Here is a 24545-nt window from a genome sequence, read left to right on the forward strand (position 1 = left end):
GGTACCACACCGGAACGCAGGAGAGGGACGTTACGCAGCGAGGCCGAACGCGTCGGCGAGATCGTCACTGACGTCTGCGATCGCGTCGTGGGCGCGGTCGATCCCGCGCATCGTCAGGAAGCCGTGGGGCATGTCCGCGTAGTTCTCGTACCGGGTCGGAACCCCATCGCGGACCAGCTTTTCGGCGTAGGCCCTGCCGCCGTCCCGCAGCGGATCGAAACCGGCGGTCAGCACCGTCGCGGGCGCGACGCCGGAGACGTCGCCGGCGTTCGTCGGATCGGCGTAGGGGTTTCGCTCGTCGATCTCGCTCTCGTAGTAACAGTCCCGGAACCACTCCAGGTCGGCCTCGTCGAGGACGATACCAGCGTGTGTGCGGACGGATTCGTGCTCCCGTTTCGCACCCGTGCTCGGGTAGAGCAACAGCTGATAGTCGAGTTCGGGGCCGTCGCGTTCGGCCGCCATCAGGGCGGTAACGGCGGCGAGCGTCCCGCCGGCCGAGTCGCCCGCGACGGCGAGTCGTCCGTCTCCGGCGATCGCGTCGGGGTGTTCGGCCGCCCACTCGAGGGCGGCGTAGCAGTCCTCGACCGCCGCGGGAAACGGGTGTTCGGGCGCGAGTCGGTAGCCCACCGAGAGGACCGCACAGCCGCTTTCGCGCGTGAGGTGTCGACAGAACCAGTCGTGGCTGGCGATGCTTCCGATGACGAATCCGCCCCCGTGGAAGAAGACGACCGTCGGGAATGGCCCGTCCGCGTCCGGGAGATAGAGCCGCACGTCGACGTCGCCCGCCGGTCCGGGAACCGTGCCGTCGACCGTCCGTCCGACGCTCGGCACGTTCCGGTTCCGAAGCCACGAGACTGGCCTCGAGAGCAGTCGGAAGCATTTCAGCGCGTAACGGTGTTTCGGCATGGAAATCCAGGCGCGCCGGTCGACGACGGCTTTCGCCTGGGGATCCATCCTGTCAGCCTCCATACTCGTGGGTGCGACGAGCCACACTAAACCGTTCCGATCCGCGGTCCGGCCCGAAGCCCCCACCGGAGACGTTCGAGCGCGGTCGATCGAGCCGTCGGTCCAGTTCGCTGTAACCGAACGTACCGTGAACCCGCGACGAGCCCGAGCGGGGACCGGCGGTCACTCGAACCGGTCGGGTTCGATCCGCGACAGGCGCATTGCGTTCCCGGTGACGCCGAGGCTCATCCCCATGTCGCCGACGACGACCGCGATCGCGACGCTCACCAGCCCCAGCGGCACGCCGAGTGCGAGCAGGAACTTCACGCCGAGACTCGCCCAGATGCTCTGCCGGATGACGCCGTTGGCCTTGTGCGAGAGCGCGTACAGGTACGGAAGCTTCCCGATGTCGTCGCCCATCAGCGCGATGTCGGCGGTCTCGAGGGCCGTGTCCGTCCCCGCAGCCCCCATCGCGACGCCGACTTCCGCGGTGGCGAGCGCGGGCGCGTCGTTGATCCCGTCGCCGACCATCGCCACGTCGCCGTACTCCGCCTGCAGCGTTTCGACGGCGTCGACCTTCTCGTCCGGCAGGAGTTCGGCGTGGTAGTCGTCGACGCCGACCTCCTCGGCGATCGCGCGGGCGGTCCCCTCGTTGTCGCCGGTGAGCATCACGACGCGGTCGACGCCCAACTCCTGCAGGCGCGCGACGGTCCGTTTCGAAGCGGGACGAACCTCGTCGGCGATGGCGATCGCGCCCAGCAGCTTCGACTCCGTCCCGACGAGGACGACCGTCTTCCCCTCCTGCTCGAGCGCGGCCAACGTGTCCTCGCTGAACGCGCCGCCGTCGGAGCCGGCTGCGTCAGCGGCGACGACGCCGCCGTCGGTCTCGGTCGCACGGCGGGCACGGGAGAGATCGAAGCCGAGCTCCTCGAAGAGCGCGGGTTTGCCCGCGTAGTAGAGTTCGCCGTCGATCTCGCCTTTGATTCCTTTGCCGGTGAGGCTCTCGAACGACGACGGCTCGGGCAGATCGCCCACGTCCGCCTCGTCGGCGCGGGTGAGGATCGCGTCGGCGATCGGGTGTTCGCTGCGCCGTTCCAGCCCGGCACCGTACCGCAGGAGTTCGGCGTCGCCGGTGTCGCCCAGCGGAACGACGTCCGTGACCGCGAGTTCACCCTTCGTGAGCGTCCCGGTCTTGTCGAGCGCGACGGCGTCGACCTCGCCCATCGCCTCGAGGTAGTTGCCACCCTTGATCAGGACGCCGTTTTTCGCGGCGCTGGTGATCCCCGACACCACCGAAACGGGCGTCGAGATGACGAACGCACAGGGGCAGGCGATCACCAACAACGTGAGCCCGCGGATGAACCACGTCTGCCAGTCGCCGGCGAAGGTGAGTTCGTAGCCAGCGACGCCCGCCGAGATCGGATCGGCGATGACCAGCGGCGGGATGGCGGCGGTCAGAATCGCGAGTACGACCACCAGCGGGGTGTAGTAGCCGGCAAAGCGGTCGACGAACTGCTCGGTTTCGGTCCGCTTTGCCTGTGCGCCCTGAACCATCTCGATGATCCGCGAGAGCGTCGAGTCGCCCGCCGTCGACGTCACCTCGACCTCGAGGTAACCCTCCTCGTTGATCGCGCCGGCGAAAACCTCGTCGCCGGGGGTCTTGTCGACGGGGACGCTCTCGCCGGTGATCGGCGACTCGTCGACCGCACTCTCGCCCTCCACGACGGTGCCGTCCAGCGGCACCTTCTCGCCGGGGCGGACGATCACCGTTTCGCCGACGTCCACCTCCTCCGCGGGGACGGTCACTTCCGCCCCGGTGTCGCGGCGGACCGTCGCCTCGTCGGGCGAGAGTTCCATCAACTCGCGCAGGGAGTTGCGTGCCCTGTCCATCGCGTAGTCCTCGAGCAGTTCGGCGATGCTAAAGAGGACGGCCAGCGTCGCCGCCTCGACGAAGTAACCGATACCCGTCGCGGCGATGATCGCCGTTCCCATCAGGAGATCGATGTCGAGACTCCGGTTTCTCGCGGAGTAGTAGCCGCCCCGGACGACCGGGATGCCGCTGGCCGCCACGGCCCCGAGGAACAGCACGTCGGCGATCGAGAGCGGATACTCGAGGACGCTCGCCACGACGACGTTTTGTGCCGTCAGGACGAACTCGAGGAGCAGTCCGAGGACGACGAAGACCGCGCCGATCCAGGTCTTTTTCGCACGCGGGCTCGTCCAGACCTCCGACGGCGGGGCGACGTCGACGCCGGCGTCCGCGCCCTCGTCACCGGCGTCGGCCCCAGTGCCGCCCGTCACTTCGTAGCCCGCGCCTTCGATCGCCGCGACGACGTCGCTCTCGTCGGCGCGGTCGGGATCGTACGTGACGGTGGCCGTCCCGGTCGTCGGATCGAGTTCGGTCTCGACGACCCCGTCGACGCGCTCGAGGCTCGTGTCGACCTTGCCCGCGCAGGACGGACAATCCATCTCGGGGACTGCGAGGCGAGCGGTCAGCGTTTGCGTCTGCTGACCGCCCCCGCCCGTCCGTCCGGCAGTTGCGTCGTCTGTCATCACCTCGAGGTAGGGGGCTCATCTCGATAAGCCTTCGTTGGAGTATTCCAACCGTCTCTCGATAAGCCTTCGTTGGAGTATTCCAACCGTCTCTCGATAAGCCTTCGTTGGAGTATTCCAACCGTCTCTCGATAAGCCTTCGTTGGAGTATTCCAACCGTCTCTCGATAAGCCTTCGTTGGAGTATTCCAACCGTCTCTCGATAAGCCTTCGTTGGAGTATTCCAACCGTCGGGAGTCGACGGTAGCGGTCATCCGGTTCGGCATCTCCCCGGGCGCAAGCGGTCACGTCCGTCGATCGCTACCAGTCGACAGCGGTGAGAGACTCGACGCCCTCGTACTCGAGGAGCCACGTCCCGTAGCAATCGGGTGCCTTGTAGACCGGTAACGTGAACGCCCGCTATCGGTGATCGGTACCGCTGGCAAGCACTACACTCGAGACGGACGATGGCGGCCGAGATCTCGTTCGGCGGGTCGAACTATCGGTCGTCGTCTCCGTCTGGAATCCGACCGGTACCGTCGACGATCCCGATCGAGCTACCGTCATCTCGGTCGGTCCCCGCGCCGGTACCGAACCCACCGCTAAGTACGCGACCGAGCGCCTTGTCGAACGATTCGTCGAGGTGGATCACTTCGTCGGGATCGGCTTCGACGAGGAAACCGCTCGTCACGTTCGGCGACGTCGGAACGAAGTAGAGCGTGTTCCCGTTCTCCGTCGAGTGACCGGTCTGGAACGCCGTCAGGCGGATATCGTCCCAGACCTCGAGTTTGACCGGTTGTCGGAGTTCCGTCTGCTCGTTCACCGCGGTCTCGGCGGCCGTCTTCGACGCGTTGTAGACGACCCGCAGGCCGGGGAGGGCGTTCGCACTCGTATCGATCGCTCGCTCGACGACCGTACCCAGCGCCGTCCGCACCACGGCCCCGGCCACGTAAAGCAGACCCAGGAACACCCCCACGGAGAGCGCGACCCGGAGCAACGCCAGCAGCCTGGCGCGTACTGTTTCGTTCTCGATGACCGACTCGAGGAGCCACTCGAGGCCGAGAGCGTTCGGCGTGAATCCGTCGATAAACCCGTACAGGACGTAGCAGAGGTAGCCGCTGACGAGGATCGGAGCGAGGACGATCAGTCCGCGGGAGAAATCTCGTTGCCAGGAGGACATGGGGTGATCGGCGGTTGGTTGTAGCGGAATTCGGTCTGCTAACGAGTTCAACGTTTCGACACGTACGACGACCGTCGAGTTCGCCGTCGGCAGGCGTCCGACGGAACTCGTTTTCCGATCCCGGTAGTCACCGCCAGAACCAACCGCGATTCCAACAGTGGCGTTTTTTCGGAACCGCTGGGTCAGTTAATAGCCGAAGCGGTCGCGGACGAGAACGACGGTAGTACGTCCTTCCTCGAGTTCCTGCCGGAAGATGAGTTGCTTCGCGATCGCGGATTCGACGCCGTAGGCCTCCTTGGCGCGCTCGTTCTCGAGGGGGTAGGCGACCGTCTCGAGTCGGTCGAGTGCGTCGGAAAGCGTCGGGACGATCTTGTTCACGCCGCTGACGATGACGACGTTCCCGGCGGCGAAGGGATACGCGCCGATGCGGCTGCCCGAGCGGTCGGCCGCCACGAGTTCGCCGGTCTTCGCGATGGCGTTGACGCCGCCGAGGAAGTAGTCGGCCGTTTGCGACTCGCGGCGAGCGGCCAGGCGCTCGGCGTCGTCGTCGATGCTCCAGATCTCGTCGGGGAGGCTCTCCCACTCGTGGTCGCCCTCGCTTAGATACTCGACGAATCCGATCTCCTCGAGGGTCGTCGAGTGGCCGTTCATCACGGACGCGCCGGCGGGGATGAGCGACTGCAGTTCCGCGAGCGCGTCTTCGGCGGTGTCGACGACGACGACGTCGAATCCGTTGGCCTCGAGGTTCGCGACGGTCTCCTCGACGTCCGCTTCGGCGGGCAGTTCGTCCAGCGACTCGTCGATGTCGGCTTCGTCTACGTAGTCGGGTTTCTGCTGTGACATAGTGGATCGCGCGGGTTATCGACACCAGTCGATAGTCAGAGCGGCCCCATAAGCGCTCGCGGACACGGATGTCGGCTACTAGCGCCGGTGTTACTCGCTAACCCGGAGTTTATCACACGGAAGAAGTCGATCAGTTGTGCATACCGAACCCGTCGGACCGACGCCGTTAGAGCGGTTGCGACGACTCACTCACGAACTGCTCGTCGGCGACGTACCGCTTTGCCAGGAACTCCTCGGCGCGTCGCAGTCGGTAGGTGAGCGTCGATCGCGGCACGTCGAGGTGGTCGGCGAGATCGCCGACGTCGACCGCCCGCGGCGACTCGTAGTAGCCGTGTTCCACGGCGGCCCGGAGCGCGGCGTCCTGTTCGGGCGGCAGTTCGCTCGCGTCGGCGGCCGACTCGCGCCCCGACGGCTCGGCGTCGGCGGTCCGAAGCATCTCCATCCGCGCGCAGTCGCCGACAGCAGCCTCGAGGTCGTCGAAAAATGCCCCCGCGTCGCCCTCGCCGGAGTGGATGATCCGCCAGGTGTAGTGGCGACCCTCGTGGCGCGTCTCGAACAACACGCCGGTTCCGAGGTGCTCGAGCGCAATGTGGGGGACGGAGGCACAGTTGGCGGTCCGCTCCCAGTAGGAGTAGAGCACGAGCGTGTCCTCGGCGTGCTCGAGGACGCGCGTAGTCTGGACGGCACCGCAGTCACCGGTCGCGAGACAGTCCGCGTAGTAGTCGGCAGTGAGGAAGGCGTCCTCGATAGCCTCGAGGGCGGCAGGCTCGCCGGTAGCGTGGTCGACCCGCCAGAGGCACTCGGCGGTGGCGTGTAACGACAGCGATCGGATCCGGGCGTCGGGGTGATCGGCGAGGGTATCCGCCACCCTGTTGCAGCCGGGCTCGTACTCGAGTGCGAAGGCGAGTTCGCGCATACGTACTGTAGGGATCGACCGAACATAATACGCGGGTCGTATCGCGTCCGTCGGTGAATGGATAAGCGCTCGCTCCGTGTGCGACTACCCGCTGGAAACGGTGCAGACGTCGTCTTCGAGGGGTGGGAGCGACTGGCGATCGTACAGTGTGATCGACCGATACGCCAGCCAGTGGTCGTACGAGGTTTCCGCGAGGGCGCGAAACCCATCGCGCAGCGCGGTTCGGGATGCTTGGACTCCCTCCGAGGGCTTTTGCCGAGCCAAGTAAGACGAGAGGAGACCTACCGTCCTACTCGGAGCTATCCGTCGACGATGGGGCCGTCTCGCGGCGGAGAAACCTCTCTTCTGTAATATTGTCAACTGCTGGGAGGCGGCGTAAGCGAGGTCGGAAGCCGAAATAGAGGCTGACGAACGCAAAGCTGAACGCAGCGGCTGCCATCGTCGGAACGACTCCGAAGGCACTCCCTGCAACGCCACCGAGGAGCGACCCGAGCGGCACCGTGAGGGTTGCTACGCTCGCGTCGACAGACGTGACCCTGCCGAGGAGATCCTCGGGGGCAACCGTCTGGAGGAGCGTCTGACCCATCACGTTCGTGACACCCATCGGCACGCCCGTCAGAGCAAACAAAACGACCGTCAGTGCCGGCCAAGGTGCGTAGACCGCGGCGAGCCACGTGACGAATCCGATTCCGAGTCCGAAGATCCGGATGAGGCCGTACCTGATGTGAGTCAGTCGGGAGGCGACCAGCGCGCCGATGAGCCCCCCGGCCCCGATTGCCCCGAGTAAGGCCCCATAGAGTATCGAGCCACCACGAGCAGCTGCGAACCCTGGGAGTACAGCGAGCATCACTCCGGTGCCGAAGTTAGTGACCGCTGTGGTGAGCATCATTTCGGTGAACACCGTCCCTCGAAGCCACTGCACTCCATCTCGGAGGTCGGATAGATATCCGGAGACGTCGATTGCAGGCCCTTCGTCGGTCGTCTCGGACCGCTCGGGAACGGTAACACCGACGAACGAGAGCACCGCGATGACGAACGTGATTGAATCGAGAACGAACAGCGAAACCGCCCCGAGCAGCGCAATGAGGACACCACCGAGTGCATCGAACACCATGTTCGTTCCCTGATTGGCGAACGAGAACGCGGAGTTGGCACGAGTCAACTGGCTCTTATCGACGATTCGCGGAAGTGCCGCGTTCTGAGCGGGATACACGAACTGATTCAGAAACGAGAGGAGCGGAATCGTCAGCAGAACCAACTCGACAGTGAGGCGATTGAAGTAGGCCGCAACGGGTATCGATAAAATGAGAACGGCCTGAAGTAGCTGCGTCCAGACGAGAGTCCGGATGAGCGGCCATCGGTCGACGAGGGGCCCAGAGACGAACTGAAGTGCTGGTGGCAAGAGAAGCAACGCTCCGGCGAGACCTGTATAGAAACTCGACCCCGTGAGGTCATATACGAGCCACGTACCAGCAATCGTGTAGAGGCTATCGCCAGCGTTCGTGACGAACCGCCCGAACAACAGACGGAGAAAATCCCGGTTGTTCCAGAGCGACGATTGCTCCGTGTCTGCAGTGGTCACTGCGTCCTGTTGCTGGCTCATGGCCACCCCTCCAACGGGAAATACAGCAGTAAGCTATCGGCAAAGGCGAGCGACGTTCCATCCCAGCAGGGATTACAGCTGTGGGTCCGGGCGGCGGGAGAGAGAACTACTGATAGGCGATCGACTGGTGCTGGCTCGTGGGGCGATCCGATTCGGCGTCCAGAGAGCGTCTGATCGGTGACGACCAGAGACCTGGTGGCGGTCTGCATCTGTGGTAGTGTTCATGTCGAGTAAATGCGACTACGGAACCCGTAGTGAACTGAGGCGACCCGAGTGCTGCTGCTATCCGGCCGTCGCTACGCGGTTGCGACGACTGCAACGAGAGGAATGAATCGGCGTGCAGCCAAGTGGGTCATAGGACGGACCTGAGTCAGCCAACACTGGTTAATTTCTTATAGGTGTCGGATGAGCACGTCCAATGACATTAGATGACAGACAACACATAGAAATCGAGAGTAACTCTCACAGCGACGGACGGTTCGGTCTGTGGCGAGCGAAGCAGTCGCAACTTCTACGGCGAAGTAATTTTGTATCGCATTATGGGGTTTATCAGCGAACGAGCGCCGATCTACCGACACCATCGAAACACTACGGAAACAGCCGAACATCGGCCGAACGAGCCAGAATCGAGTAAATCAGGAAGAAAAGGATTTTGACGGCGCTCGAGCCACTGTTCGGCATGGACACGGTCGTGTTCGGGGCCGGAAGCCTGGGGAGCCTCGTCGGCGGACTGCTCGCACGCGACCACGACGTGACGCTCGTCGCCAGACGCGACCACGCAGCGGCCGTCACCGATGCGGGCCTGCAGATCACCGACGCGGTCGACCGACACGTCTTCCCCGATGCAACGACCGACGGCCGCAACCTCGAGGCCGACCTGGCGCTGGTCACCGTCAAGGCCTTCGACACCCCCACTGCGGCCGAGACGCTTGCAACGGGATCGTTCGAAGCCGTTCTCTCGCTGCAAAACGGGATGGGAAACGAGGAGCGTCTCGCGGACCACGTCGACGCGCCGGTCCTCGCCGGGACGGCGACCTACGGCGCGGTGCTGCGCGAGCCCGGGGTCGTCGCGTGTACGGGACTGGGTAAGATCGTCCTCGGGCCGCGAGGCGGCGGGCGATCGACACTCGCGGACCGCGTTGGGCGGGCGTTCGACGGTGTCGGCCTCGAGACGACCGTCGCCGACGACATGCCCCGCCGACTGTGGGAGAAACTCGCCGTCAACGCCGGGATCAACCCGGTGACGGCGCTCGCCGACGTCGACAACGGGGCCGTCGTCGAGTCCCCGACGAACGAAACCTCGCGCGCGGCCACACGCGAGACAGCTCGCGTCGCTCGAGCGTGTGGCGTGTCGCTGTCCGACCAGGAGGCGATCGAGGCGATGGAACGCGTCGCGACCGACACCGCGGCCAATACGTCCTCGATGCGTCAGGACCGAAAGCGAGGCCGCCGAACCGAAATCGACGCGATCAACGGCTACGTCCTCGAGCGCGCGGCCGACCACGGGCTGGCGGCCCCCACGAACCGGACGCTGACCGCACTCGTCCGGTCCTGGGAACGGGAACGCGGGCTCCGATAGCCCGGTTCGAGATCGGAAACCCAGTTGCGCCGTTCGACGGCTGCGTCGTCGACGACCGGGGTCGGACGAATACTCGCCTCTTCCTCGTTCGTCAAATATGCCTTTGAGACGCCCTGAGAAGAGGAAATCATTTTGCAGGAGGAACGGGCCGTATTTGACGCAGACACCCGGATGAATCATATATCGCTATACCAAATGTGCTGGAACCCGCAAACCGACGGCGTTCTCGGACGCCGACACCCAGCGTCTACGATAGATCTGTGGGCAGCCACCCGATCGAGATCGAACAACCGAGTTCCGCAACTAGCAGCCGATCGTCCGGCTTCGAAAGCGTGCAAACGGGACATCACCGCAGAGACGCCGAACTGCCCGACACGGGGAGCCGATCTCAGTCCGCTCGAGCGAACCTACCGACCACTACCGAAACGCGGAACCAGCCCTCGAATCGACGGCCGATCGGCTCGAGGGAACGAAAACAGAATCGAAAACGCGACTCGCGGAGTTAGAACGGGGCTTCGGGGCCTTCGTCTTCCTCACCGTCGTCGACGGTCTCGCCGGGGAACGACGGGCTCATGCCGCCGCCACCCATGCCACCGCTGCCGCCGTCCATGCCGGTGGTGGCGTTGACCTTCTCGATTTCGGGGATCTCCTTGACCATCCGGCTCTTGATCGCCTGGATCGTCATCGGCGAGATACCGCACCCGCTGCAGGCACCGCCGAGTGCGATGGAGACCTCGCCGGTTTCCCGATCGAGGTCCTGGATCGCTGCGCTGCCGCCGTGCATCTGGATCTGCGGGAAGTTGCGTCGGAGGAAGTTCGAGACGCGTTCCTCGAGGTCGTCCCCGTCCTGAGTTTCGGTGCTCATGGGAGGTCGTTAGGCGTCAGTGCCCCTAAACCTTCCGTCCTCCATGTTCGTGACCCGCACACCGCCTTCGCCGTCACGCGAACCCGAACACGCGCTGGAGTTCCGACTCGATCTCCGCGACGTGTTTCTCGAGCAGTTGGTCGAACTTCTCCTCCTCGACGATCACGCCCGAGACGCGCTCGTAGGGGTCGTCGGGGAGTTCGACGCGGAACTCGCCGTCGCCCTCGTAGAACGGTTCGCTCTCGTTCAACACCTGCTGGTCGATGGCGTGGACGAGTTCGGAGTCGTAGCGGTCGTTCATCCGGTTGAACGCGTTCTTGTAGGCCTGCTGGAGTTCGGGGAAGTAGTGGACGTACTTGTCCTCGAATTTCTCCGGGTCGAAATCGGTCATATCCGATCGAACGCCGAGCGAAGACAAAAGTCGGACGATCGATCACTCACGCGTGCGCGCGATCACACCCTCAGGATCCGTGACAGACGATCGGTTACTTATTAGAGAGCAGGCGTACGCAAGCGGAACCCCCACCCCCGCGACCGTCGATATCGAGGTATATGCACCCCGATCAGCAACCCATCCCGCGGGAAGCGCTCCCGCCAGGATGGGGGCCGTCCGAGCTGTGTGACGGCCGTCTCGCCTACCGCTGCAGACGAGTTCCGATCGAACTCGTCGCCGACCGAACGACGGCGAATCGGTGTCATCCGTCGCTCGGACTCGAGTGCTACTGGGAACTGCGGTGCCGATACTCGCTCGCCGATCAGTCGATCATGGACGTACTCGGTCGCGTCTCGACGCGTCGCGCTGCCATCGACGGCTTGCACGAGTGCATGCAACGCGTCCACGACGCCGTCGACGAACCGTCCGATCCGATCGAGGTAGCGTCCGTCCTCGAGGACGTCTCGTTCTCGGACTTCGTTCCGAACGGCAAGTGGTCTCGCTGAAGACCAGATGAACCATATTTTGTATAGCAGAATATGATTTATCCCCAGCACAGACCGAAATCCCCACACAGTCGATAGCGGCGTCAGAACCCGTCGAATCGGGAACTCGAGCCGTGCACACATTCGGCAGTGGCTTACCGCTGGAGATCTGTGAGCGTCGAGAATCGATGGCTCGAGTTCCCGGAGCGGGGCCTGACTGCGAACGCCCACGCACCGACGTTCGTGGCCGACGACAGTGGACCCACCTCCTCGAACACCTTCGAGAGAGTCGTCACGGTGGGCCATCCGAACACTGGATTCCCCGGTCGCTACCGTCGGGTTCCCCCGCAGGGGTGAACTGTGGAAGACAGCCTCGATCGACCCGACTACTGCCACGTCCACAGGACCGTCGCGTCACGCTCGCAGTCGAGTAGATCGATTCTATCGGGGGGTTCGGCGGCGTTCGGTCACGAGCGAACACGAACACCCTGGTTTCGACCCGAGGGATACCGGCCAGGAAGACGCACGACGACTAGTCCCGTTCTAACCCAGGGGACAGGGTTCGAGAAACTCGAGTAACTGGGGTCGAACGGACGGCCCCCCACCGGACGGCCGGTGGGCGCACCCATCGTACACCAGCAGCCTCGAATCCTACGCGCACGTGTGGAATCTCGCGAACGCTGCTTCGGACGAGCGAACTCCAGCCCTCGAGCGTGACACCGATCGATAGCTCGTTGGCGAAACAGACAGTCACAGTGGAGTCGACCAGACGTTCACGTTCGTTCGTCGATTCTGACGAGTTGGCGGTTCTATCCGACTGGAACGGCCGATCGAGGAGCTGGTCCGTAGAGAGAGAGAGAAATCGAAGGGAGAGTGAGGAATAAAGCACATGCCGCGATACAGAATTGGCTCGAATCCGTCCCCTCGATCGACAGCGTCGAATACAGATCCAGGGCAGTGTCCGTCCTATGGGACGGTATCGAGTCTCCTCGAGACGCAGCGATCGGCACACTGGGTCGTCGACGAACACCGGGACGGTGTGACGAGAACGAGTGGAGTATCAGGAGAGTTGGTCGCCGACGATGTCGTCGGCGTAGTCGACGAACTCCCGTTCCGCACCGCGTGGGACCGTCGCGCCGGCGGCGACGTCGTGCCCGCCGCCGTCCCCGTCCACGGCTCGGGAGGCCTCGGTCATCACGGTCGAGAGGTCGAGTCCCTGCCGGACGAGGCTGTGTGTACCGCGGGCGGACACCTTGATTTCGTCCTCGTTCTTGTCGGCGAAGGCGATGATCGGCTTCGACCGGCTGATCCCCTCGTTGCCCATCGCCATCCCCGCGACGATGCCGACGATGGTCTCGCGGATGCGATCGCCCGCGTGGAACCACTGGACGTGGTCCTCCTCGGTGACGCCGTCCTGCGTGACGAGGTCGATCCCCTCCGAGAGGTTTCGGCGGTGGTTCCGCAGAAGCGACCGGGCGCGCTCGAGCGCGCCGTCGCGGTTGCCGAGACAGACGGCCAGGCCGACGTCGGCCCGTTCGTAGCGGGCGGTCGCGTTGAGCAGCGTCGAGAACTCGCTTGCGTCCCGCAGTTCCGTGCCGACGGGTTCGCGACAGAGGACGTAGCTGGTCCCGACCAGTTGGTCGATCTTCGAGGCGGGGACACCCCGTGAGACGGCGCGTTTGACCAGCGCGCTGGCGACGACCTGCTTCTCCTCGTTGGTGAGATCGGCCCAGCGACGCCACTCGCCGTCGGACTGTAACTCGAGGTCGAGGTCCTCGAGAAACCGGAGCGCCCCGGCTTCGTCGTTCGAGATGCCGGGGATCCGGACGTCGGTGGCGTACTCGAGGAGTTTCGGGAGCGGTCGGGTCTGTTTCCCGTAGAGCGCGAGGTCGGTACCGGTCTCGAGGACGCCCGCGTCGACGGCCTCTTCGACGATCCGTTCGTTCGCCCCGTGGAGTTCGCCGCCGGAGGCCTGCATGTCGCCGACGGCACCGACGACGGCGAGGGCGGCCAGATCGCGGTTATCCGAAGCGGTTCCGTCGGCCGGGCCGGCGACCGCCGCACCGCCGTCGGCTCGGACGGAGTGCTCGTCGACGCGCTCGGCGAGCGCCCGGGCGAGTACGTAACTCGCGCCCGCGCCGGAGAGTTCCGAGGCACCGTCGATGCCGACCAGCAGCGGGTTGAGGTGGTACTCGGTGTCCCGGTCGGCGGGCTGGTGATGGTCGGCGATCACCGGCGTGAACGCGCCGCGATCCTCGTGGTCGGCGATGACGTCGAGCTGGCCGCTCCCGAAGTCCGTGAAGAGGACGGTCTCGTAGTCGGTCCGGGCGATGGCGGCGATAGCCGCCTCGTCGAGTTGTTTCTCGAAGACGGTCTCGAAGGGGAGCCCGGCCCGCTCGAGCGCCTGCGCGGCGATCGCGGCGCTAGTCAGCCCGTCGGCGTCGATGTGCGAAGCGAGCAGGACGCGATCGGCCTCGAGGAGACGGTCCGCACACGTGACGGCGCGATCGGCGAGGTCGGGAACCGGCCCGGTCATAGCCGAGTGTGGTGCGCTCTCCGTGAAAAAGGTGCGGACCTGTCGTCGGCCCCGCACCGAGATGCGAGCCCGAACGCTCAGGCCGTCTCGATCCGCTCCATGCCACGTTCGATGTCCACCGGATCGATCCGCCCGCCGTGAACCGTCCGTGCGTGGGCACGTACCAGTTGCTTTACCTCCTCGCTGCTGCTCGAGCGCACCAGGAACTGGCAGTTCCCGCGCTCACACTCGAACTGGTATGTCATACCACAGCATTCGTCGCGTCGTCGGGTAGGAGTACTACTTGCATAGCTCGGGTGAACGACGACGGGAGCCCCCCAGGGGCGTCACAGCCAGCCGTCCGCGACGCGATCGACGAGGGTAGAATCGGCCGCCCACCACTCGTCGGCGGCTCGGTCGAAGATTGTCGCCGCACGGTCGTTGGCAGCCTCGAGGATCGCTGACTCGTCGGCCGTCCGGATCTCGCCGCCGTCGACGACGACCTCGCCGTCAACGAGCACGTGTTCGACCAGTCCGGTGTTGGCTCCGTAGACGAGGTTCGGGACGGCCGTTCGCAGCGGGTCAGTCACGGTAGGTGCCGTCGAGGGGTGATCGAGGTCGTAGACGACGACGTCGGCGCGTTTGCCCTCCTCGAGCGAACCGACGCGGTCGGCCACGCCGAGCGCTCGAGCGCCATCGATGGTGGCGACCCGAAGCGCGGTCCAGGCCGGGAACGCGGTCGGATCCGTGCGGTCGGTCTTCGCGAGCAGTGCCGCGGTCCGAAGCTCCCGCAAGAAGTCGTGGCCGCCGGATCCCGGGGCCTGATCAGTGCCCAGTCCGGCGATGCCGCCGTGGTCGCGGTACTCGACGATCGGTGGCGTCACGCCGTCGATGGCGGCGATCGAACTCGGGTTCGCGGCCATCCGGACCCCCGCATCGGCCAGCCGCTCCCGCTCTGACGCCGTGGCCCCGTGGAGGTGGGCCGCCAGCAGCCGCTCGCAGACCAGCCCGAGGTCCTCGAGGACGCTCACGGTCGTCTCACCGTCCCCGTATCGGGCTTCGATCTGTCTGCGCTCGCGGTCACCCTGGGCGACGTGCATGTGGATTCCCCGGTCGTGCTCGCTGGCGCGGTCGCGGATCGCCTCGAGTAGCTCGGGCGGGACCATATCGAGCGCCTGCGGGCCGTACAGGCAGGAAACGCGGTCGTGATCGCCGTACTCGTCGAACAGCGATTCGTTCCGCTCGAGCGCCGCCCACCCCCGATCGGGATCGAAGGTGTACGGGTCGTCCGGTCCGCCGTCGGTACCGTCGTCGGCGACCGCGTTGATCGTCTCCGCAGCGACGACGCGGACGCCCATCGGGTCGTACACCTCCTCGACGAGGCGGGAGACGTCACCGGCGTACTCGCCGATCGTCGTCACGCCCGACCGGAGCGCCTCGAGGACGCCCAGTCGCGCCCCCGCGATTCGATCCGCGGGGTGTAGCGCCTCGGAGAGGGGGCCGAGCGCCCGGTTCATCCACTCGATTTCGGGAACGTCCTGTGCCCCGCCGCGAAGCAGCGTCAGATCGGTGTGGGCGTGGACGTTCACCAGCCCGGGCATCGTCACCCGGCCGGAGCCGTCGATCGTCCGGTCGGGATCACCGTCGAAGGCCGACGACGGACCGACGAACGCGATTTCGCCGTCCTCGGCGGCGACCGTCGCGTCCTCGAGGATCCCGAGGCGGTCGTCGGCCATCGTCACCGCCAGCGTCTCCGTGATCGCGACGTCCATATCGGAGCCTCGTCCACGAGGTATCTAAACCCATCCCGAGCGCTCGAGTGAGCCGTTCCCCGGCGGGAGTTGGTAACGCACCCGGCACAGTTACTAACCCGGACCCGTTCGGTCCGGGTATGGGAACGATCGACGCGAGCGACCTGTTACCGGCCGAACGACTGCGAGCGAGCGTGCTCGAGGGGGAGATCACGCAGATCCACCGCGGCGACCGACACGCTTCGGTGGGCGATACCTTCGAGATAGAGGGAACGACGTTCGAACTCCTGGAGGTCACCGAACGCCGTCTCGGGGATTTGACCGACGAGGACGCCCGCGCTGAGGGATCGCCCGACCTCGAGTCGTACAAACGGCGGATCGAACGCGCGCACGACCTCGAGTGGGACGACGACGATACCGCCGTGTTGCACCGGTTCGAACCGCTCGAGTGAGAGAAGCGGGAATGGGACTGGGACTGCCGTCGGCGGAGTCGACTACCCCTCGAGTTCGAACGCCAGCACGTCGCCTTCCTCGATCCCGCGTTCGGCCGTCCACTCGTAGTTGACCTCGAGGACGTACTGACCACGGCCGGGATAGCGGTGTTCGCTGCCGTCCTCGTCCGGCCCGGGCTGGGGTGCGTGGTGGATCTCGGTGATGACGCCCTCGTCGTCGGCGAAGACGATGTCGATCCCGAAGTCCATCTCCGGCATGATGAACGTCCGCTCCGCGACTGAGTCGTAGACGAACAGCATCCCGCGGTCTTCGGGGAGGTGTTCGGTGTCGCTCAACCCGAGCCGTTGCAGCTCCCCGGTGTCGGCGATCGCTGCCGTCACCGACCCCAGTTCCTCGCCGTCGGGCGTTTCCACGCGAACCTCGGTCGAGTCGTACTCCGCGTGAACCTCCTCGCCGTCGCCGTCGGATTCCTCGTCGTCGGAGTCACTGGAGTTCGAACGACCGTCGCCGGTGTCTTCGCTCGAACCGTCGTCCGCAGGTTCCGACGAGTCGTCGCCGCTCGAGTCGTCGGCCGACTCCTCGTTCGTACCGAGCGCGTCGAGACAACCAGCGAGGCCGATCGACCCCAGAGCCGTGGCGGCTCTCGCGAGAACGTCCCGCCGGTCGACCAGCCGATCACGAAGCGACGTCATGCTGATACGCGCCGATGACGGGATGGTGACTGTTGAAGGTACGGGTCAGAACCCGAATTGCCGGGCGTGCCGCCACGACGATCCCTTACAGTCGTCGACGGGGTCGTTACTCGAACTTCTCGAGCAGTCGCTCGTAGAACCCCGGCTCGGGACCGCCGGGGGTGCCGCCGTTTGCACGAGCCTCGCCGTCGCCCGCCTCCGTCGCCAGTTTCTCGACGATCAGTTCCGGCGTCGAGCGCGCGAGGTGGTTCTTGACCGGCGAGCGGTTGACCTCGAGTTCGCCGTCGACTAACCCGACGGCTTCGATGCCGTCGACGGTCACCTCGTAGTCGGCCATCTCGCGGATCTCGTCGGCGAGGTGGGAGACGAAGACGGCGGTCGCGCCGTTCTCCTCGAGGGCTTCGAGGATGCCCGCGATGATCTTCGCTGACGCGCCGGGTTCGGTGATGCTCTCGAGTTCGTCGACGAGCACGAGCGATCCTTCCCCGCCCTGTGCGAGGTCGGCGAACTCCCTGACGGTGGACTCGAAGGCCCCGGCGTCGAGGGTCCCCTGTGTCTTGGCGTGGTAGTGGAGGTCGTCGAACCGCCGGAGGCGAACGTCTTCGGCCGGGACCGGCAGCCCCATGTGCGCGAGGACGACGACGCTCGCCACGAGGTCGAGCGTCGAGGTCTTCCCGCCGCTGTTGACCCCCGAGAGGAGCGCGACGCCGGAGACCGCGTAGTCGACGGGATCGATCGCCTCGAGCGGTTCGTCGAGCAGCGGCGACCGGCCGCCCTCGATGGCGAAGCCGACGTCGCCGTCTCCGCCGTCGGCGTCGTCCGGCCAGACGAACGTCGGCATGGTACAGGCGAACTCGTCGGCGAAGCGGGCCACCGCGAGTTCGACGTCCAGCTCGAGGGCGTCCCGGACGAGCCGTTCGGCCGCCGTCCGCTGGTCGGCCAGATCGGCCGCGAGGTCGCGTTTGAGCCGCCCCGCACGGCGTTCCTTGGCCGCCGTCAGTTCGTCGCGCAGCCGCGAGAGGGCGTCCTCGTCGCGCTCGACGGGGAACGTCGGCTCGTCGCCGAAGATCCGACGGGCGATTTCGGCCTCGCCCTGGTCGAGGTCCAGCGCCTCGATCAGGTGCTCGCGGGCGGCCTCGACGGCCGCGGCGTACTCGTCGGCCAGTTCCCGGGAGAGCAGCGAGTCGACGCCCGCGCCGCGCTCGACCAGCGAGAGCAGGTCCGAGCCCTCGATCGTCACGTCCTCTTCGCGGATCGCCTCCCGTAACTGGTCGTTGGCGACGCTCTCGGCGGTGCCGACGGCCGCGTCGAGGTCGTCGACGGCCCGCGTCAACCGGTCGAGTTCGTCGTCGCCGGCGACGGTCCCATCGGAGTCGAGCCGTTCGAGACCCGACTCGAGCGCCTCGAGGTCGCAGTCGGACGCGAGGGCTGCGGTGCGGTGGACCTCGATCGCGGCGCGCAACCGATCGCGGTTGCGGGCGAAGAAGGCGAGCGGCCGCTCGGGAACGATTTCGGCGGGGGTCTCGAGGGCGTCGGGCCGGACCCGGACGTCGCCCTCGATCGTCACGCCCGAGAAGGACTCGTCGATGGCGATCACCGTGGAGTAGCCCCGGGCGAGTTCCGCGAGTCCCTGGGCGTCCTCGACGACCTCGACGGAGAGTTCGGGAATCGCCTCCCGGGCCTCGCTGTAGCGTTCCGCGTCCGCGGTCGCGAGACACCGTTCGCGAACCCGGACGTCGCCCGGCTCCGCGAGCGGTTCGACGTCCTCGAGGGCCTCGAGGACGGCGGGATCGGGGTCCCGGTCGACGGCTTCGCTCGCGAACTCCCGGACCTCCTCGATGCGCGAGCGGCGGGGGCTCGGATAGATCGTCTCGAGGCGCTGGGCGGCGTAGTCGGTGACCGTCCGCTCCTTGAGCAACGCGAGGACCTCGCGGTACACCTCGCGAGCGCGGTCGGTCGCGAGGAACCCACCGGGGTCGTCGTGTTCCATCCGGATGGCTCCGCGGGCGATCCGGGCGGCCCGCCCCTGCGAGATCCCGGGCGCTCGCGCGATGGCCGCGACGTCGCCCGCCCGGAGCGCGCGCTCGGGATCGTCGAGTTCCGACAGCGCCCGGGCGGTCTTCGCGCCGACGCCCGGAATCTCCTCGAGGTCCATGCTTCTCGAGCGGCGTAACAAACCGGAGCGAGAAAAAGTTCCCGCCCGGCGGTCGGCGTGGTATCGTGGGACACGGAGCGACGAGGCGTCAGGGAAACCGGCGATCCATCGTCCGGATCGGGTTCCCGGTTACTCCAGGTCGACCAGTACAGGTCGGCTGTGGCTGATCCGGTCTACAGTGGCGCGCGCTGTCGTCCGGTCGAGGGAAGCGAGGGATGAGCGGAGCGAATCCCTCGGAGAGCGAACGGGGAACGGAGTGACCCGTGAGCACCTTCGAGACCGGACGACGAAGCCGCGCGAGGTCTTCACGAACGGAGTGAGTGAAGGCTTGGAAGACGCTTGCGTCTTCCAGTGGATGAGCGAGGGAACGTAGTGACCGAGCGAGTCGGCTGGGGAGGGCGTGGCCACTCCTCGAGTCCACGATAGCAGGACGGTATTCGAGCAGCTATCCACGCTTCGAATCACGCGCTCAATTCGTACACCCTGTAGAGTGAGTCGGAGTTGAATCCACTCTCAGTCGTCGACCCGTCGGGCCGGAACGCCGGCGACCGTCGCACCGGCCGGGACGTCGTCGGTGACGACCGAGCCCGCCCCGACGGTGGCGTCCTCGCCGACGGTGATGTCGCCAAGCAGCGTCGCGTTCGCCCCGACGCGAACGCCGTCCTCGAGCGTCGGGTGGCGCTTGACCGGTTCGTTGCGGTCGCCGCCGAGCGTGACGCCGTGGTACATGTGGACGTCGTCGCCGATCTCGGCCGTCTCGCCGATGACGACGCCCATCCCGTGATCGATCGTCACCCGGCGACCGATCGTCGCCGCCGGGTGGATCTCGACGCCCGTCAGCAGCCGCACGAGGTGCGAGAACAGGCGAGCGAAGAGGCGAAATTCGGCCTCCCAGAGGCGGTGTGCGATTCGGTGTCCCCAGACGGCGTGGACGCCGGAATAAGTGAGCGCGACCTCGAGACACCCCCGCGCGGCGGGATCGCGGTCGCACATCGCCCGCGTGTCCTCACGCAGTCGCCGGAGCATGGATCGACCTCGAGGGGAACGAGAGGGGAAGCGTCTCGGCCGATCGAACGGGATCGGCACGGAGGCGAAGCGACTGGTGACCGGCGCGAGGACGACAGCGACACCGGCCTCCGACGTCCGACCGTCGCTTCCACACGGTACGCCCGGATCGACCGGTGTCGTTCATGGCTGGATCTACCGAATCCGGGTGCGTAAAAGGTTCGTTTCCGGTCGCCTGGGGAGCGGCGGACGGGGACGAGACCCCGACCGGACCGGCGGCCAGTGCGGTCGGCGGTCACTTTCCACGAGCGAGCCGACTGCCGATCCGTTCGGGCAAGCCGGCCTCCCTGACCGCCTCCTGCACGGCGTCGACGTCGTACTCGACGCGGTAGGTGTCGACGGCCATCGCCTCGAGGTCGACCACGGCGTAGCCGGCCCGCGGGTCGCCGTCCCGCGGCTGGCCGACGCTGCCCGGGTTGACGACGATCCCCTCGGCGTACTTGCGGACGCCCTGGACGTGCGTGTGACCGAGGACGAGGACGTCCTCGTCCTCGAGCAAGCGCGGGGAGAACTCCCGGGGGTAGGTGTAGCGCGTGTACCGGTCGGGGTCGTCGGGATGGCCGTGGACGAGTTTCACCCGGCCGTCACAGGCGTGGCGCTCAGTGGGGAGGTCGGCGAGCCACGCGAGTTGGTCGTCCGACAGCTGTGCTTCGGCGTATTCGACGCCAGCGCGGGCCATCCCGTTGAACCGGGAGGGCGTCTCCCCGGCGACCGCGGCGTCGTGGTTGCCCATCACCGTCGGCACGTCCCGCTCGCGGAGTTCGTCGACGCACTCGGCGGGCCAGGGGTTGTAGCCGACGACGTCGCCGGCACACAGGAGGCGATCGACCGACGGCATCTCCTCGAGGACGGTCTCGAGGGCGACCCGGTTCCCGTGGACGTCGGAGATGAGCCCGACCTTCATACGCCGACGTAGCCCGGCTGGCGTAATAAAGCCGGCTCGAGCGGCGAGGGTACGACCGACGCTCGAGCGTGGCCTGTCCGGCGCTCCGGGAACTCGGACGGAGGTGCGACGGGACATCGGTACGGCAATCCGTATGCGGAGGCTGGTGAGGCCGATCACGGCGAGAACGACGCCGACCGTCCGTGCCCCAGTATTCGTGGGAGCCGGACGGCATCCGTACGACCGTCTACGAGCGGTCTGACGCGTTTCGCCGCACGGGAAGGGTGAACGAGAACGTCGACCCCTCGCCGGGCTCGGAGTCGACCCAGATGTCGCCGCCGTGGCGTTCGACGATCCGTTGACAGAGCGCCAATCCGATGCCCGTCCCCTCGTATTCCTCGCGGCTGTGGAGCCGATCGAAGACGGTAAACACGCGGTCCTGATCCGCCGAATCGATGCCGATCCCGTCGTCGGCAACCGAGATGACCCACTCCCGACCGCGTCGCGTCGCATCGACGCGAATTCGGGGTGGGGCCTCACCGCTGTACTGGATGGCGTTTGTGAGCAAGTTCTGGAAGACCTGCCGCAGTTGACTCGCGTCGCCCTCGACGCGGGGGAGGTCCTCGACCGTGATCCGGGCATCGTTCTCGTCGATCTGGAGTTGTAGATCCTCCAGAACCGCCGCGAGCAGTTCGTCCAAATCGACGGGCTCGAACGGATCGCCACGGGTTTCGACCCGCGAATACTCCAGCAGGCCGTCGATCATCTCGCGCATACGGTCGGCCCCGTCGACGGCGAACTCGAGGAACTCTTCGCCGTCCTCGTCGAGCGCGTCCTCGTACCGATTCTCTAGCAGTTGCAGGTAGCTGGTGATCATCCGCAAGGGCTCTTGCAGGTCGTGGGAGGCCGCGTAGGCGAACTGCTCCAAGCGCTCGTTCGACTCCTCGAGCGCCCGTTCGCGTTGCTTTCGCTCGAGTTCGTACGTGATCCACTGCGCCATGAGATGGAGATACGTCCGTTCGGCGTCCGTGAACGACCGGTCGCGAGCGTCCGTCGACGCGAAGAAGAACGTCCGGTCCGGTGCGTTCTCGAGGTCGATCCGCGTGCCGAGATACGTCTCCACGCCGAACTCCTCGTACGCGATCGTGTTCCCGAACCCGGCCCGCTCCGGATCGGTGACGTCGGCTATCGGTCCGTCGTCGACGGTCGCCCGGCAGTACGTCTCCGAGAGCGGTACCTCCGCGCCGGGCCGAAGCTTGTCGTGGTCGCCGCGGATCGCCTCGACTTCGAAGGAGTCCGTCGCCGGGTCGATCCGGGCGAGACCGCCGATCTCGAGCGAGAAGCGCTCGCAACCAAGTTCGAAGATGTCCGCCAGTTTCCCCTCGAAATCACGATCGGGATCGGCGGCGACCCGGCTCAACGTCTGCTGGTGGTGTTCCCGCTGTTCGCGCTCGAGTTCGTAGCTGATCCACTGGCCCATCAACTCGATGAAGGTGCGTTCGGTCTCGGTGAACGGTCGGTCGCGCGGTTCCGTACTCCCGAACCAGAACGTCCCGTACGGCGTCGCCCCGTTGGTCACGCGCGTCCCGAGGTAGCTCGTCAGGCCGAACTCGCGGTGGATCTGGTCGGTCTCCCAGTCGGTGCCGCGCACGTCGGCCATGGCGACGGGCTCGTCGGTTTCGATTGTCCGCCGGCAGAAGTGGCCGTACCCCGGGTTCGACCACAGTTCCTCGTCGGAATCGACGCCGAGACCGACTCCCTTCTCCAGTCGGAACTCGCCACCCCACGACGGCAGGTGATTCAGGCCGCCCATCTCGAGGCCGAACCACTCCCGGCCCAACTCGAGCAACTGCTCGAGTTTCTCCTCGAAGTCGCGGTTGGGATCGGCCGTGATCCGGTAGCTCTCCCGGAGGAAGCGTTCGCGACGCCGCTGTTCGAGTTCGTACTCGATCCACTGGCCCGTCAAGTTCAAAAACGTCCGCTCGGCGTCAGTGTACGGCTCCCGTCGCGGCGTTTCGGAGGCGAAACACAGCGTTCCATACTCCTCGCCGCCCACCTCGAGAGTCGTCCCGAAGTAAGCGTCTAACCCGAACCGCTCGTAGGCGTTGTCGTCGGTCCAGCCTGCCGCCGCCGCGTCACGGACGGCGATCGACCCGTTCGACGCGAGGAGTTTCTCACAGTAGGTATCACGGAGCGAGTCGGTCACGCCCGACTCGATCCGGTCGTGGTCGCCGACGGCCTCGACGATTTCGAACGTACCGTCGCCGTTGGTCCTGGTGAAGTAGCCGATCTCGAGACCGAGTCGCTCACGTCCCAGACGCAGCAGTTCCTCGACCTTCTCGTCGAAGGAGGCGTTCGGATCGGCGATCGTCTCGTAGAGCGCTCGCTGGTAGTGCTCGCGGGTCTCGAGCGTCGTTCGCGCGTCGATCCGGTCGAACAGCGTCGCGAGCTTTCGATCGAGTTCGCGCGACGGCTGCTCCGGCCCGAAGTACTCCTCGGGCGGCGTGTAATAGAAGTTCTGACAGACCGTGGCGTCGTCGTAGACGAGAAACGGATGCGTCTTGAGGACGTCGTTGAGTACCTCCGCAGGAAACCGGTTCCGGTTGTACTGACAGAGAACGGCGTACTCCTCGCCGTCGTAGAGCGGATTGAGCAGTTCTTCGTACTCGCAGAGGTCGTCGAGCCCCGTCTCGTCTGCCTCGAGCGCCCACGTCATCTCCGCGGCGGCCCTGAGTCCGGCGAAGCCGTCGGCCGTCGCGTCGGCGAGGGCGTCCTCCCAGAACTCGACCATGGCCTCGCGGTCGAACTGGCCGGTTCGCCGGTAGGTCTCGGCCTCCGTGTACACCGCGAGCGCTCCCGACTCGAGGCGCGCCTCGACGTCGATGCCGCCGGCTCGCATCGCGTCGAACACCCTCTCGACGGGGTTGTCGTCGGCGACGTAGACGCACCGCTCGCCGCGTTCGAGCCCCTCCCTGATGAACGGGACGACCGTCTCGAACTGTTCGCGTCGATCCTCGTAAATGAGCGCGAAGTGGTCGTTGTCCTCGTGGCTCTCGATCGGTTCGACGGGGCCGCGGACATCGAACGCAGATCCGGCGGCGGTAAACCGGCGCTCGGAAACGGACGGATCGAACCCGTGATCGTGGTCCGTGAGTTTCTCGGTCATGAATCGCCTCCACGTTCCGTGGGTTGTGAGAACGGGTTCATCGTTGAAAGCCGGTCGCTCGTCGTCGGTGAACCAGCAGACGGGAGCGAAGGTGAAAAGCGTATCGCGGCTCCGGGCCGGTCGTGTTCAGATAGCGCGCCTCCAACAGCAAAATGAGAGAGACTACCACGAAAGCCCCTGGCTCGCGTGGCGGCTTCGCCGCCACGTTAAAGTCGGTCGGCTCTGCCGACCGCCCGCTCGACCCTCCGGGGCTTGCTGTCGTTCGAAAGACGCGAAGGGTCTTTCGTGATCTCGAGGTAGTAAAGCTACCCCGATGAGTCGTCGCGGAACTCCGTTCCGCGAGATGACGAGAGACCGAAGGTCTCTCGAACCACGGCCCTCACTCCGTTGCGGTCCTTCCTACGCCCGGGAAGGATACGACCGAGCCAGCCCCGTTCAATCCCACCCTGCGTGGCCCGACCGGTCAGCCGACACGGGTGGGACTA

Annotated in this window: 19 protein-coding genes; 3 read left to right on the forward strand and 16 right to left on the reverse strand. The window is 66.0% G+C overall.

The features are described 5' to 3' along the window. Nucleotides 1-30: 30 nt before the first annotated feature. From TX79_RS17280 to TX79_RS17305, 6 genes are all read right to left on the reverse strand, one after another. Nucleotides 31-969, reverse strand: coding sequence for an alpha/beta hydrolase (locus TX79_RS17280; protein WP_049928879.1), 939 nt, complete (start codon nt 967-969; stop codon nt 31-33). A gap of 159 nt (nt 970-1128) precedes the next feature. Beyond that, a complete protein-coding gene (locus TX79_RS17285; protein WP_081655635.1) occupies nt 1129-3498 on the reverse strand; it encodes a heavy metal translocating P-type ATPase in 2370 nt (789 codons plus the stop codon). 477 nt (nt 3499-3975) lie between these two features. After that, nucleotides 3976-4656 (reverse strand): DUF502 domain-containing protein, encoded by a 681-nt coding sequence (locus TX79_RS17290; protein ID WP_049928880.1) that lies wholly within the window; start codon nt 4654-4656, stop codon nt 3976-3978. A gap of 186 nt (nt 4657-4842) precedes the next feature. After that, on the reverse strand, nt 4843-5499 hold the full coding sequence (locus TX79_RS17295; RefSeq protein ID WP_049928881.1) for a lactate utilization protein: 657 nt from the start codon (nt 5497-5499) through the stop codon (nt 4843-4845). A gap of 166 nt (nt 5500-5665) precedes the next feature. Beyond that, nucleotides 5666-6415, reverse strand: coding sequence for a helix-turn-helix domain-containing protein (locus TX79_RS17300; protein WP_049928882.1), 750 nt, complete (start codon nt 6413-6415; stop codon nt 5666-5668). A 289-nt stretch (nt 6416-6704) separates the two neighbouring features. Next, nucleotides 6705-8018: an MFS transporter gene (locus TX79_RS17305; RefSeq protein WP_049929258.1), complete on the reverse strand. Its 1314-nt coding sequence runs from the start codon at nt 8016-8018 to the stop codon at nt 6705-6707. A gap of 679 nt (nt 8019-8697) precedes the next feature. Between TX79_RS17305 and TX79_RS17310 the strand changes: the two genes are divergently transcribed. Beyond that, nucleotides 8698-9597 (forward strand): ketopantoate reductase family protein, encoded by a 900-nt coding sequence (locus TX79_RS17310; protein ID WP_049929259.1) that lies wholly within the window; start codon nt 8698-8700, stop codon nt 9595-9597. Between the two features lie 502 nt (nt 9598-10099). On the opposite strand, the gene TX79_RS17315 is transcribed toward TX79_RS17310, so the two are convergent. Beyond that, a complete protein-coding gene (locus TX79_RS17315) occupies nt 10100-10462 on the reverse strand; it encodes an iron-sulfur cluster biogenesis protein NfuA (RefSeq protein WP_049928883.1) in 363 nt (120 codons plus the stop codon). 73 nt (nt 10463-10535) lie between these two features. Then, nucleotides 10536-10853 carry a DUF5783 family protein gene (locus TX79_RS17320; protein ID WP_049928884.1) on the reverse strand — a complete coding sequence of 106 codons (318 nt, stop codon included), beginning with the start codon at nt 10851-10853 and terminating at the stop codon, nt 10536-10538. Nucleotides 10854-11014: 161 nt separating this feature from the next. Between TX79_RS17320 and TX79_RS17325 the strand changes: the two genes are divergently transcribed. After that, nucleotides 11015-11401, forward strand: a complete 387-nt coding sequence (locus TX79_RS17325; RefSeq protein WP_049928885.1) for a hypothetical protein — start codon at nt 11015-11017, stop codon at nt 11399-11401. Between the two features lie 1039 nt (nt 11402-12440). Here TX79_RS17325 and TX79_RS17330 read toward each other — a convergent pair. The 3 genes from TX79_RS17330 to TX79_RS17335 form a co-directional block, all read right to left on the reverse strand. Next, nucleotides 12441-13916 carry a single-stranded-DNA-specific exonuclease RecJ gene (locus TX79_RS17330; RefSeq protein WP_049928886.1) on the reverse strand — a complete coding sequence of 492 codons (1476 nt, stop codon included), beginning with the start codon at nt 13914-13916 and terminating at the stop codon, nt 12441-12443. 77 nt (nt 13917-13993) lie between these two features. Further along, nucleotides 13994-14161, reverse strand: a complete 168-nt coding sequence (locus TX79_RS19115; protein ID WP_081655636.1) for a DUF1059 domain-containing protein — start codon at nt 14159-14161, stop codon at nt 13994-13996. An 81-nt stretch (nt 14162-14242) separates the two neighbouring features. Then, nucleotides 14243-15667, reverse strand: coding sequence for an amidohydrolase family protein (locus tag TX79_RS17335; protein ID WP_049928887.1), 1425 nt, complete (start codon nt 15665-15667; stop codon nt 14243-14245). A gap of 119 nt (nt 15668-15786) precedes the next feature. Here TX79_RS17335 and TX79_RS17340 point away from each other — a divergent pair, with 119 nt between their 5' ends. After that, nucleotides 15787-16098: a hypothetical protein gene (locus tag TX79_RS17340; protein ID WP_049928888.1), complete on the forward strand. Its 312-nt coding sequence runs from the start codon at nt 15787-15789 to the stop codon at nt 16096-16098. A gap of 42 nt (nt 16099-16140) precedes the next feature. Here the strand turns inward: TX79_RS17340 and TX79_RS17345 are convergent, their stop codons facing one another. The 5 genes from TX79_RS17345 to TX79_RS17365 form a co-directional block, all read right to left on the reverse strand. Next, a complete protein-coding gene (locus TX79_RS17345; RefSeq protein WP_049928889.1) occupies nt 16141-16791 on the reverse strand; it encodes a DUF192 domain-containing protein in 651 nt (216 codons plus the stop codon). Nucleotides 16792-16897: 106 nt separating this feature from the next. Next, complete coding sequence (locus TX79_RS17350; protein WP_049928890.1) at nt 16898-18946, reverse strand: MutS-related protein; 2049 nt, start codon at nt 18944-18946, stop codon at nt 16898-16900. A 513-nt stretch (nt 18947-19459) separates the two neighbouring features. Continuing rightward, entirely contained in the window at nt 19460-19972 is a 513-nt protein-coding gene (gene cysE, locus TX79_RS17355; RefSeq protein WP_049928891.1) for a serine O-acetyltransferase, read from the reverse strand. Between the two features lie 274 nt (nt 19973-20246). Further along, nucleotides 20247-20915, reverse strand: coding sequence for a metallophosphoesterase family protein (locus TX79_RS17360; protein WP_049928892.1), 669 nt, complete (start codon nt 20913-20915; stop codon nt 20247-20249). Between the two features lie 226 nt (nt 20916-21141). Further along, nucleotides 21142-24060 carry an MEDS domain-containing protein gene (locus tag TX79_RS17365; RefSeq protein ID WP_049928893.1) on the reverse strand — a complete coding sequence of 973 codons (2919 nt, stop codon included), beginning with the start codon at nt 24058-24060 and terminating at the stop codon, nt 21142-21144. Between the last annotated feature and the right edge of the window lie 485 nt (nt 24061-24545).

The sequence above is a fragment of the Halopiger goleimassiliensis genome, assembly GCF_000455345.1.
Classification (GTDB): domain Archaea; phylum Halobacteriota; class Halobacteria; order Halobacteriales; family Natrialbaceae; genus Halopiger_A; species Halopiger_A goleimassiliensis.